The sequence below is a fragment of the Agrobacterium sp. A3-95 genome, assembly GCF_053521785.1.
In genome coordinates this window covers 76,473-88,319 of sequence record NZ_JBNWDR010000006.1, presented here as the reverse complement: position 1 = coordinate 88,319, position 11,847 = coordinate 76,473, and the positions used below count along the sequence as shown (strand labels likewise).

General features: G+C 58.8%; 9 protein-coding genes and 1 riboswitch. Of the genes, 4 read left to right on the top strand and 5 right to left on the bottom strand.

All coding sequences use genetic code 11. The features are described 5' to 3' along the window. Positions 1–66 precede the first annotated feature (66 nt). Both ACQZ5Y_RS16675 and ACQZ5Y_RS16670 read right to left on the bottom strand, forming a co-directional pair. On the bottom strand, positions 67–1,023 hold the full coding sequence (locus ACQZ5Y_RS16675) for a transketolase family protein (protein ID WP_013637522.1): 957 nt from the start codon (positions 1,021–1,023) through the stop codon (positions 67–69). Next, on the bottom strand, positions 1,023–1,832 hold the full coding sequence (locus ACQZ5Y_RS16670) for a transketolase (RefSeq protein ID WP_174051450.1): 810 nt from the start codon (positions 1,830–1,832) through the stop codon (positions 1,023–1,025). The genes ACQZ5Y_RS16675 and ACQZ5Y_RS16670 overlap by 1 nt, the downstream gene beginning before the upstream one ends. 437 nt (positions 1,833–2,269) lie before the next feature. On the opposite strand from ACQZ5Y_RS16670, the gene ACQZ5Y_RS16665 reads away from it, so the two are divergent. The 4 genes from ACQZ5Y_RS16665 (at position 2,270) to ACQZ5Y_RS16650 (ending at position 6,715) form a co-directional block, all read left to right on the top strand. Continuing rightward, entirely contained in the window at positions 2,270–3,250 is a 981-nt protein-coding gene (locus ACQZ5Y_RS16665; protein ID WP_174051452.1) for an ABC transporter permease, read from the top strand. A 132-nt stretch (positions 3,251–3,382) separates the two neighbouring features. After that, positions 3,383–4,312, top strand: a complete 930-nt coding sequence (locus tag ACQZ5Y_RS16660) for a sugar ABC transporter substrate-binding protein (protein WP_003517083.1) — start codon at positions 3,383–3,385, stop codon at positions 4,310–4,312. A gap of 120 nt (positions 4,313–4,432) precedes the next feature. Continuing rightward, positions 4,433–5,911, top strand: a complete 1,479-nt coding sequence (locus tag ACQZ5Y_RS16655) for a sugar ABC transporter ATP-binding protein (protein ID WP_174051454.1) — start codon at positions 4,433–4,435, stop codon at positions 5,909–5,911. Positions 5,912–5,926: 15 nt separating this feature from the next. After that, a complete protein-coding gene (locus ACQZ5Y_RS16650; protein ID WP_111801291.1) occupies positions 5,927–6,715 on the top strand; it encodes an SDR family oxidoreductase in 789 nt (262 codons plus the stop codon). 122 nt (positions 6,716–6,837) lie between these two features. On the opposite strand, the gene ribB is transcribed toward ACQZ5Y_RS16650, so the two are convergent. The 3 genes from ribB to ACQZ5Y_RS16635 all read right to left on the bottom strand — a co-directional run bounded on the left by ribB (position 6,838) and on the right by ACQZ5Y_RS16635 (position 11,452). Next, the gene (gene ribB, locus ACQZ5Y_RS16645; RefSeq protein ID WP_174051456.1) at positions 6,838–7,479 is read right to left on the bottom strand and encodes a 3,4-dihydroxy-2-butanone-4-phosphate synthase; all 642 of its coding nucleotides are present in this window, start codon (positions 7,477–7,479) and stop codon (positions 6,838–6,840) included. 119 nt (positions 7,480–7,598) lie between these two features. Further along, positions 7,599–7,748: riboswitch (FMN riboswitch) on the bottom strand. Positions 7,749–7,896: 148 nt separating this feature from the next. After that, positions 7,897–10,002, bottom strand: a complete 2,106-nt coding sequence (locus ACQZ5Y_RS16640) for an ATP-binding protein (RefSeq protein ID WP_236763177.1) — start codon at positions 10,000–10,002, stop codon at positions 7,897–7,899. Beyond that, positions 9,944–11,452 (bottom strand): ATPase domain-containing protein, encoded by a 1,509-nt coding sequence (locus ACQZ5Y_RS16635; RefSeq protein WP_013637528.1) that lies wholly within the window; start codon positions 11,450–11,452, stop codon positions 9,944–9,946. The genes ACQZ5Y_RS16640 and ACQZ5Y_RS16635 overlap by 59 nt, the downstream gene beginning before the upstream one ends. Positions 11,453–11,847: the final 395 nt, after the last annotated feature.

Below are 11,847 nucleotides of genomic sequence, written 5' to 3'. Positions count from 1 at the left end.
TAAACGACGATATTGCAAAGGGTGTCGCCGCGCATCCGAAGACACGCGACGACCCTGGGAGGAGACTTACTTTCTCTTGAGCAGCGCTGCTGCAGCCTCCGCGATGGCCGCGGGTGCCATGCCAAACTCATCGAGCAGCCATTCTGCCGAGCCGGTATGGGCAAAGACGCCCGGAACGCCGAGGCGCTTCATCGGCACGGGGGCATGATCGACAACAACTTCGGCGATGGCAGAGCCGAGACCGCCGAAGATCGAATGTTCTTCAGCCGTCAGGATTGCGCCGGTTTCCTTCGCTGCGGCAATGACGGCCGCCTCGTCGATCGGGCGCACGGTTGCCATGTTAAGCACACGCGCCTTGATGCCACGACCGGCCAGAATATCGGCGGCCTTGACGATGCGGTGTGTCAGCGTGCCATTGGCGATCAGCGTTATGTCGGAACCTTCGCGAAGCAGGTTGGCGCGGCCGAGTTCAAAGACGTGGCCATCAGGCAGAAGGTCCGGCACGCCGACGCGCGACAGGCGCAGGAAGCAGGGGCCGGCATAGTCCGCAGCCCATTTGACGGCGGCGGCCGTTTCGATGCGGTCGCAGGGGGCAATCACCGGCAGGTTTGGCAGAACGCGGGTCCAGGCGAAATCCTCGATCGAGTGATGCGTCGGACCCAGTTCGCCATAGGCCATGCCCGAGGAGATGCCGATGAGCTTCACATTGGCGTTGGAATAGGCGAGGTCTGCCTTGATCTGTTCCAGCGCGCGACCGGTCAGAAAACAAGATGCGCCGCAGACGAAGGGAAGCTGGCCGCCATTGGCAAGGCCGGCGCCGACGCCCACCATGTTCTGTTCGGCAATGCCGACATTGACGAGGCGCTCGGGGAATTTCGACTTGAAGCCGCCGAGCTTCGAGGAGCCGACTGAATCGTTGCAGACGGCCACGACCCTGTCGTTTGCAGCGGCCAGCGCTTCCAGCGTTTCGGCGAAGGCGTCGCGGCAATCATAGAGTTTGGCGGCGGTTACGGGCGCGTTCATTACAATGCCTCCGAAAGTTCTTTGACGGCAATTTCGTATTGTTCCTTGCTTGGAACCTTGTGGTGCCAGTCGACGCGGTCCTGCATGAACGAAATGCCGTGACCCTTATTGGTGTGCGCAACGATGCAATGCGGGCGCTCGCCACGATGTTCGAGCGCCGGAACGATCTCTTCCATCGCGTTGCCGTTGATTTCGCTCACTTCCCAGCCGAATGCTTCAAGCTTCGGACGAAGCGGCGCGACATCGTTGGTTTCCGAGATCGCAGCACCCTGCTGGAAACGGTTATGGTCGATGATAAGCGTCAGATTGTTAAGCTCGAACTGCGCGGCGGACATGATGGCTTCCCAGTTGGAGCCCTCCTGCATCTCGCCATCACCGGTCATGACATAGGTATGGTAATCCACTCCCGAAAGCTTGGCCGCCTTGGCCATTCCGACGGCAACTGGAAGCCCGTGGCCAAGCGGGCCGGTATTGGTCTCGACCCCCGGCACCTTGTTGCAGTTGGGGTGGCCATTGAGGCGGGAATTGGGTTGCAGGAAGGTCGAGATTTCCTCTTCCGGGATAAAGCCACGTTTGGCGAGCGTCACATAAAGCGCGCAGGCGGTGTGGCCTTTCGACAGCACGAAACGGTCGCGGGCAGGGTTCTTCGGTTCTTCCGGCCAGATGCGCAATACGCGGAAATAAAGGGCGGTCATGATGTCGATCGCCGACATTTCTCCGCCGATATGGCCGGCACCCGCTTCGAAAACAGCCTGGACGTCGCGAAGGCGAATCTGGCGCGCAATGCGCTCTAGCTCTGTGGGCTGCATGGGATCCTCTTCAAAACATGCGTGTGAATATTTATACAGCTGTTTATATAATTGCAGACGTGGCGTTTCTGTCAAGCCGGAATTGTGAATTGTCCTGTTTCAATCCGTGCCGATTATTTCTGCCACTTCATTTTCACCAATGATGAAGCGCACCTCCCCGCCTCATTCCTCGGTCCGTCAAAGGAACCTGCTCAGCCTAAGTCCTTTGGCTGAAAGGGCTCTCCTTGCCACGCAGGCGCGCTTGCGCTGGATTCCCGCGATGCGCACCGGAACGGGATGAGAGGCGCAAGTGTGAAGCCATCCCATCACCCGCAAGGCCCGTCCCGCCCTCCAAGCCTATTGACAAGTTTCTCTCAACTGGCTTATGCATGTTTCACCGAGTATGAATAATTATTCTAATCGGTTTAAAAAATGCAAGATAGCCACTTGGAGGAGCCATGTCCGTGCTTGAACGCAATGAGGGGGTTACGCACACCAGAAGCCCGCTTGCCTGGCTAAGCGGTGCGACCGGACCTCTTTTGGGCCTGCTGCTGCTGTGTGTCTTCCTGACCTTCACCAGCGAAAATTTTCTGTCGCTTCGAAACGGTCTCAACATCCTCGACCAGATCACCGTGCTCGGCATCATGGCCGTTGGCATGACCTTCGTCATTCTGCTCGGCGGTATCGATCTGTCCGTCGGTTCGGTGTTGGCGCTGTCTATGATGATCATGGGCTGGACAGCCAATGTCTCGGGCATGCCCATGGGCATGGCCATCATGCTGGCGCTCATCGCATCCGCAGCCTGCGGCCTTGTCGTCGGCGTTCTCGTCACCGCCTTCCGGGTTCCGGCCTTCATCGCGACGCTTGCCATGATGTCGGTGGCGCGCGGCCTTGCTAATATGATCACGGATGGTCAGCAGATCGTCGGTTTCCCTGACTGGTTCATGATGCTGGCCATCGACCGCCATTTCGGCGTGCTGACGGCGACCGTGCTGCTGATGCTGGTCGTTGTTCTGGTGTCGTTTCTTTTCCTGCGCTTTCGCTCCGAAGGCCGCACCGTCTATGCGGTTGGCGGCAACCCGGAAGTGGCGCGACTTGCCGGCATCAACGTCGCCCTGGTGACGATCTGCGTCTATGTTGCCTGTGCGGTTCTTGCCGGTCTGGCGGGTATCGTTCTTGCAGCCCGTCTCGACTCGGTGCAGCCCTCCAGCGGTTTTGGCTACGAGCTGGATACGATTGCGGCTGTCGTCATCGGCGGGACCTCGCTTTCGGGCGGTGCCGGCGGCATCGGCGGAACGCTGATCGGCGTGCTCATCATCGGTGTGCTGCGCAACGGCCTCAACCTGCTCAATGTCTCTCCCTTTCTGCAACAGGTCATCATCGGTGTGGTTATCGTGCTGGCCGTGGGCGCTGAAACATTGCGCCGGCGCAGAAGCTGAATTTGCCTGCGGAGGGCGATGAGCCGTCCGCGCAATAGACGACCCTCCCGGTATGGGAGGCGTGAAAAGCGGCCGAAGGGGAGGAGGTTTGATCTGCCCGAAGGTCAAAAATCAACAAATGGAGGAATAATCATGAAATTTTCACGCATTCTGCTGACATCCGCCGCCCTTCTCGCCCTGTCGCTCGGTTCGGCCAACGCCGCCGAAGTCAAGAAGATCGGCCTTGCCGTTGCCAATCTTCAGGCGAACTTCTTCAACCAGATCAAGCAGGCCGTCGAAGCCGAAGCCAAGACGCGCGGCATCACCGTCGTCACCGTCGATGCCAAGGGCGACGGTCCGACGCAGGTCAACCAGATCCAGGATCTCCTGACGCAGAACATCGACGCGCTGATCTATATTCCCGCTGGTGCCGCTGCGGCGACCGTTCCGGTCAAACTTGCCAAGGCGGCCGGTGTGCCCGTCATCAACATCGACCGCAATGCCGACGGCGCACCGGGCGATACCTTCCTCGCCACCGATTCCGTCGCTTCCGCCAAGTCGGTCTGCGACTACATCATCAAGCAGGCAGGCGGCTCGGGCAAGATGGTCATCATTCATGGCCAGAAGGGCACGACACCGGAAGTCGACCGCACCAAGGGCTGCATGGAATCGGTCAAGGCCAATTCCGGCGTGAAGATCGTTGCCGAACAGTGGTCCAACATGTGGAGCCAGGATGAAGGCTTCCAGATCATGCAGAACATGCTGCAGGCCAATCCGGACGTTTCCATCGTCTTTGCCCAGGCAGACGGTCTGGCGCTCGGCGCGGCACAGGCGATCAAGGTCGCCAACCCCTCGCAGAAGATCGTCGTTGGCGGCTTCGATGGCGACACGGCAGCGCTTGAGGCGCTGAAGAACGGCGTCTTTGACGTGACAGCGACGCAGCAGACCCAGAAGATGGGCCGCACGGCTGTGGAAATGGCCGTCAAGATCGTCGGCGGCGAGAAGGTTCCGGCCGTGCAACTCTCCGAGGCGACGCTGACGACGAAGGAAAACGTCGACGGCTTCATTGCCAATCACCCCTGATGCATCCGCCCCCGCGCACTCCAGCCGGATGCGCGGGGGCGTCATCTGTTCGTTTTCAGGCAATTCGGACGCTAAGCCGTGGCGCATCGCTGCCACGCGTGTTTCCCAGGAGGTCCCGTCATGCGCGAGCCGGTTCTTTCGCTCCGTGGCATCAGCAAACGTTACGGCCCGCTCGAGGTTCTGAAAAGCGTCGATCTCGACGTCTATCCGGGTGAAGTCGTGGCGTTGCTGGGTGAAAACGGGGCGGGCAAGTCCACCCTGTCAGGCATCATCGCCGGTTCCCGCGAGCCGTCAGAAGGAAAGATGACCTGGCTTGGCCAGCCCTATACGCCCGCTTCGCCGCGTGAGGCGATAGACAAGGGCATTGTACTCATCCATCAGGAGCTGAAGCTTCTGCCGGAGCTTTCCATCGCCGAAAACGTCTTCATCGGCCGCTGGCCGATGAAGAACGGCATCGTCGACCGCGCCGAAATGGTGCGAAGGGCGCAGCAGCAGCTGGCGCGTCTCAATCTGCATATTCCCGCAACCCGCAAGGTGGCGGGCCTTTCGACCGCGAACCAGCAGCTGATCGAAATCGCCAAGGCGCTGGCGCTCGATGCCAAGCTCCTGATCCTCGACGAGCCGACGGCGGCCCTTGGCGGTGCGGAAACCCAGGCACTGTTCGAGCAGGTTCGCAAGCTGCGCGCAGAGGGCGTAGGCATCATCTATATTTCCCACCGCATGGAAGAGATCAAGCAGATCACCAACCGCATCGTCGTGCTGCGCGACGGTGAGCGGGTGCATGAATTTGAAGACAGCGCGACACCGGTGCGCACCATCGTCGAAAGCATGGTCGGCCGGTCGCTGGAACGCCTGTTCCCGGCGCTGCCCGAACCGCAGGAAAAAACGGTGCTGGAGGTCAAGGGGCTGACTGGCGCGGGCAATTCTTTCCGCGACATCAGTTTCGGCGTGCGTGCAGGCGAAATTCTTGGAATTGCCGGGCTGATCGGCGCGGGGCGTACCGAACTGGTGCGTGCCATTTCCGGTGCCGATCCGACCAGTGCGGGCGAGGTTTTGCTCGATGGACAGGTGCTGACGCTGAAAAGCCCGGCGGATGCGATTGCGAAGGGCATCGTCATGGTGCCGGAAGACCGCAAGCTTCAAGGGCTGGTTGTCGAGCATGAGATCGGTGAGAACCTGATCTACGCCAATCTCGACCGTGTCGGCACCGGCTGGATAACGCCTAGCATCAAGCGTGCTTTTACGAAGGAGGCAATTGCCAAATTCGGCGTGAAGGGCCGCAGCGAACAGCCTGCCTCGGATCTCTCCGGCGGCAACCAGCAGAAGGTCGTCATTGCCAAATGGCTTGCACGTAACCCGCGCGTGGTTGTGCTGGACGAGCCGACGCGCGGCATCGATGTCGGTGCGCGGGCTGGCATTTACGATATTATCGTCGGTCTGGCCAAAAGCGGCGTTGCCGTCATCGTCGTCAGTTCCGATCTCGAAGAGGTGCTGGGCGTTTCAAACCGTATCCTCGTTCTTGCGCAGGGAAAACAGGCCGGAATCCTCAATCGCGACGAGGCCAACGACGTCTCGGTCATGGAACTGGCAACCATCTGAAGAAGGAAATAGAGAATGTCCACCATCACGCTCAACGCGCCGAAACTCTTCGATCTTTCCGGCCAGGTGGCGTTCGTCACCGGTGCCGGTTCCGGCATCGGCCAGCGGATCGCCATGGGGCTTGCCCAGTCCGGTGCCGATGTCGCGCTGCTTGACCGCCGCACCGATGACGGCCTGGCGCAGACGGCTGATTTCATTGCCAGAACTGGTCGCAAGTCGATCCAGATCGCCGCCGATGTTACCAGCAAGCAGGCGCTGAGCGAAGCGGTAGCACGCACGCAGGCCGAACTCGGAGCTCTCTCGCTTGCCGTCAATGCCGCCGGCATCGCCAACGCCAATCCTGCCGAGGAAATGGAGGAAAGCCAGTTCCAGACGATGATGGACATCAACCTGAAGGGTGTGTTCCTCTCCTGCCAGGCGCAAGCCAATGCCATGCTGAAGAACGGTCGCGGCGCAATCGTCAACATTGCCTCCATGTCCGGCGTCATCGTCAATCGCGGTCTGATGCAGTGCCACTACAATGCATCTAAGGCTGGCGTCATCCACATGTCCAAATCCATGGCGATGGAATGGGTGGGGCGCGGCATCCGCGTCAACACCATCTCGCCGGGTTACACCGCGACGCCGATGAACACGCGGCCGGAAATGGTGCACCAGACGAAACTGTTCGAAGAGCAGACCCCGATGCAGCGCATGGCGGGCGTCGATGAAATGGTCGGCCCGGCGATCTTCCTGCTGTCAGATGCGGCGAGCTTCGTGACGGGCGTGGACCTTTTGGTAGATGGCGGGTTCTGCTGCTGGTAGGGTTTGCGCGGCAGCGCCGCCCGAATTGATGACCACGTGCAAGAAGTAAGGTGGTCTGCCTTTTGATTTTACGCCCGGCTTTCGCCGGGCGTTTTTTTATTCACCGCACAGGCGCGTGAAGACTAGGCAACCTGCTTCTGCGCCACTTCCTCGACAACCTCGCCCTTCAGATAGGCAACGAGGTCCTTGATCGTCACGACGAGCAGACCGTGGCGTTCGGCGAAGATTTCCAGCTGGGGCAGGCGGGCCATGGTGCCGTCGTCATTGGCGACTTCGCAGATGGTGCCGCAGGGGTACTTGCCCGACAGGCGGCACAGATCGACGGCGGCTTCCGTGTGGCCGGTGCGGCCGAGCACGCCTGCAGGGTTGGCGCGTAGCGGGAAGATATGGCCGGGGCGGGCGAAGTCTTCGGGACGCGAGCCTTCCGACACCAGCGCACGCACGGTTTTTGCCCGGTCTGCAGCGGAAATGCCTGTCGTGGTGCCGGGAATATAGTCCACGGAGACGGTGAAGGCTGTCTTGAGGGATTCGGTATTGCGCGACACCATCAGCGGAATGTCGAGCGCGTCGAGGCGCTCTCCCGGCATGGCGACGCAGATCAGCCCGCGCGCATGGTTCATCATGAATGCGATCTGCTGCGGGGTTATGCTGTCGGACGCGGCGATGATATCGCCTTCGTTTTCGCGGTCTTCGTCGTCAACGACAATTACCATCTCGCCACGGGATATGGCTTCGATTGCGTCTTCAATTTTAGCAATGGTCATTTTCTTTCAAGCCTTTCAAGGGTTATGCCGTTTTGCGGCATTTTCGCGCTTCAAGAAGCGCCAAATATCCCTTGGGCGAACAATGCAATGCGAAGCCCGCTGCATGCGGGCGTCTTTTGCCTTGTCCTCTTCCATCCGGACTATACCGTCGGCTCCGGCCTCTCACCGGATCTGCTGACCTTCCGGCGTTGGAGACCGGAAGCGCTCGCGGGCTCCGGGAAAATCCCGATACCGCCGGTGGGGAATTGCACCCCGCCCTGAGAACATTGCCAACATAAGTTATCAAATGGGGAGGACGCAAGCGGCAATATTTTGCCAGGCTCCGCGCGCGCGAAACGGATATCCCGATTATATTCGAGACCGGGTATTTCATTTCGGAATAAGAATTGTCTGGGGTAAGAGACCAGACGGCGGCGTTTACGTCGGATCGTTAAACAGCTTATGAAGCTCCCGCTCCAGCTGATCCTGCGTATAAGGCTTGCCAAGCCGGGAAACGTCAAGATCAACTCCAGGCGGCAGTTCTGCATAGCCCGAGGCGATGAGTATCGGAAGCTTTGGGACAATATGGCGCACTGCAATTGCCAGATCTCCGCCGGTCATGCCGGGCATTGAATAGTCGGTGATCAGGAGGTCAAAGCCGGTTCCGTCTCCCAGATGTTCCAGTGCCTCTTTCCCCGAATGCGCTTCAACGACATCGTGACCGAGGTCCATCAGCATATCGGCTGAGCTCATCGCTATGAGAGGGTCGTCATCCACCAGCAGTATTCGTTTCGGTCCTGAGGCGCTCGCGGTCGCGCCAGCCGAGACCTCAATCGCTGCGGAGTCATTTGTGATTTCGGATGTCGAGATTGGGATCCACAGTTCCGCCCTTGTGCCCTTACCCAGTTCGCTTGTCAGCTTGAGGTCGCCTTTCAACTGGGACGCCAGGCCATGGATCATGGAAAGACCAAGACCGGTGCCTTTCCCAAGTTCCTTGGTCGAAAAAAACGGCTCGATAGCCTTTAGCAGCGTGTCACGATCCATTCCGTGGCCCTGGTCGACGACCGAGAGGACGACGTAATTGCCTGCCGCAAGCTCACCGGCCTGGACGTTCTGATGGACATCGTGCAGCCCGATAACGATCTCGCCTCCGTCAGGCATGGCATCACGGGCATTGACAACGAGATTGAGGAGCGCGAGCTCGACCTGGTTGGCGTCGGCCGAGACCAGAGGAAGGTGATCTGGCACGTCAGTTTTGATCACCACGGTCGAGCCGACGGATCTTTTCAGAAGGTCTTCCATTCCGGTAACCAGCGCGCGCATATCGACCGGGTCAATGCGTAGGTCCTGCCTGCGCGAGAAAGCGAGAAGCCGCTGGGTGAGGGAAGCGCCACGTTTTGCGCCCTGTTGGGCACCCTCGATGAGGCGGATTGCCCTTGCGTCATTGCCAACGCACTTTCGCAGCAACTCAAGATTACCGAGGACGGCCATCAGGAGGTTGTTGAAATCGTGCGCCACGCCGCCGGTGAGTTGGCCGATCGCTTCCATCTTCTGGGACTGGCGCAACTGTTGCTCAGCTCGTTCTCGTTGGCTTACCTCTTCCATGACGGTAGCATATGCTTCTTCCAGTTCACGCGTTCGCTCCGCGACGCGCTCTTCCAGAACCTCATTCAACTGCCGTTGATGCTCTTCCGCTTTCAGACGTGAGGTTATGTCGGCCGATACGCCAACAAGCTTGATGGCCTTGCCAGTGCGGTCCCTGTAGAGCTGGGCACGGATCTCCACCCAGTGGGTAGACCCGTCATTCCAGACCGTTCGGTATTCTATCGCGTAGTCGGCGCCCGCTTCTATCGTTGCACGAACAGCCAACTGCATGCGCTCGAAGTCATCAGGATGGACCGATGCTAAGAGGTCCGCATAGGAAAACTCTTCGTCGGGACCGCGGCCAAAAATTAATCGACATGTTGCCGAAGTGGTCAGTTCATTGGTTGCAAGATCGAGCTCCCACGCGCCAAGTCGGCCGGCGGCAAGGGCCGTCTGGAGGCGACGCTCGCCTTCATCGAGTGCTTCCATTCTGGCCCGGGCATCGAACTGCCGCCGGCGACCGCGCATGGCCGACCGGGCAACGCTTATGAAAGTCGTCGCATGAAAAGGTCGCTCGACAAAGCTCACATTTCCCAGAACCTCAGAGAGCCTCGCCGCAGTCGGGTTGCGTTCAGGTCCTCCGCCGCGGTTTGTCAGGATAATGAATGGCAAGTCAGACCAACTGGGCTGCGCTGCGATCCAAGCAAAAATCCCTTTCAGGTCCGCTGAACGAAATGCCTCCTCGGTCACCACAGCGAAGGCGATGTTGTCCCCCAGGCCGGCGACAAACGACGCAATGTCAGCCACGGTGGTGGAAGATACACCAGCTTCCTTCAGAAGTGACGCTGCAATTTGCGCATCGCGGCCGATCGGAGCATAGACAAGTGCGCGTGTGTCGCCGTTAGGAATTCTTGCTACCCTCCCCGTTGAGAGGAAGAAGCGGGTGTTGATCGCCGACAAAGTTCGGAACGCCGCGAAGGATGCCCTGGAAGTCGGAAAGTGGTTCTCCGAGGGTCAGTCCGTTGCCGGATATTCTGAACTCACGGATCGTGTCTTCGTGAGGGCCTGTGCGCTTCTTGATCACTGATACGGCGCGACGCACTTTTCCGAGCGCCTCGAAATATCTCAGAAGGATGACGCTATCTGCCAGATAAGTGACATCGACGGGTGATTTCATGTCCCCAACGAGGCCATGCTGGGCGACCGTCAGGAATGTATTGGCTCCCTGCCTGTTGAGGTATTGTAGCAGTTCGTGCATGTGCAAGATGAGAGCATTCTCTTCCGGCATAGAAGCCTGGTAGCCATTGATGCTGTCGATCACCACTGTCTTGGCATCGAAAGTTGATACCCGGTCGCGCACACGCTGTGCAAATTCCCCCGGTGATAGTTCGGCGGCATCGAGTTGCTCGATGTGGACGTGCCCGTCTGCCTGCAGCTTCTCCAAGTCGATACCCATTGATCTGGTGCGTGCGTAAAGGAGACCAAGTTCCTCATCGAAAATGAAGACCGCAGCCCTTTCCCCACGCTCGACTGCGGCGTTGACGAACTGCAGAGCAAACAGGCTCTTTCCGGTTCCAGCAGGGCCGATGAGGAGAGTGCTTGATCCACGCTCCACGCCCCCACCGAGCAGGCCGTCGAATTGGGAAAGACCGCTCGAGAGGGTCGTTCGTTCGAATTCGGTTCTGTGCTCAATCGCGCGAAGGCGCGGAAAAACCGCAACGCCACCAGTCTTGATAGTGAAATCATGATAGCCGCCGCGAAACGACTGACCGCGATACTTGATCACTCTCAACCGACGCCGCTCGGAGCCGTAATCGGGAGCAAGCTGTTCGAGATGAATGACACCGTGGACTACGCTATGGACCGTCTTGTCAAAATTTTCCGACGTCATGTCATCAAGCAGCAGCACCGTTGCATCGGAGCGAGCGAAGAAGTGTTTCAATGCGAGGATTTGTCTGCGGTATCGCAACGAACTCTGCGCTAGAAGGCGAATTTCAGAGAGACTATCAATTACGACGCGTTGAGGTTTGATCCGCTCAAAGGCTTGGAAAATCAGTTTTGTCGTTTCACCCAACTCGAGATCTGAGGAATAGAGCAGGCTTTGTTGTTGTTCGGCGTCGAGAAGGCTTTCCGGGGGGACGAGTTCAAATATCTCGATCCCGCTACCAATCTCCATGCCATGCGATCTGGCGCAATCGCGCAATTCTTCGTCCGTTTCCGACAGGCTGATGTAAAGGCAGCGCTCGCCGCGTATTTCTCCTTCAATAAGGAACTGCAAAGCAATCGTTGTTTTGCCAGTCCCTGGAGAGCCCTCAAGTAAAAAGACATGCCTGCGCGTAAAGCCACCGGAAAGAACATCATCCAGTCCCTTGACGCCAGTTTCTGCTTTTTGACTTAAAACCTGATGCATGTTTCCTCCGGACTTTCTAAAACATCTAGGGCGCGACCTCAGGAGAATCAAGCGCGTAGGCGCGGGAGTGTCTGAGCCCGGACTGCCAATGGCGCCCGCCGCAGCGCCGCAGCGCGCAGCGTTTGGCGACGGTTGGCACCGTAATTTGCACAGGCCGGAAGCTGACTTCGCCGTGCGCGCGTGGCTCTTTCGGGAGTAATTTGCCGAGGTCAGGTCACAAACAGCATGATCTCGATTGCGTCCCCGGGGAAGAAGGTTCTTCTTCCGAAGACTGGATCAACCTTAAGCACTGAAGCAAACCCTCCTCAGTTGCGTGTTTTCAATGGCACGCGCTTTGTGTTCGCTCGCAGGACGTTCGGGCACCGCCGTTTTGGTGTGAAGATCGGACCGATCGA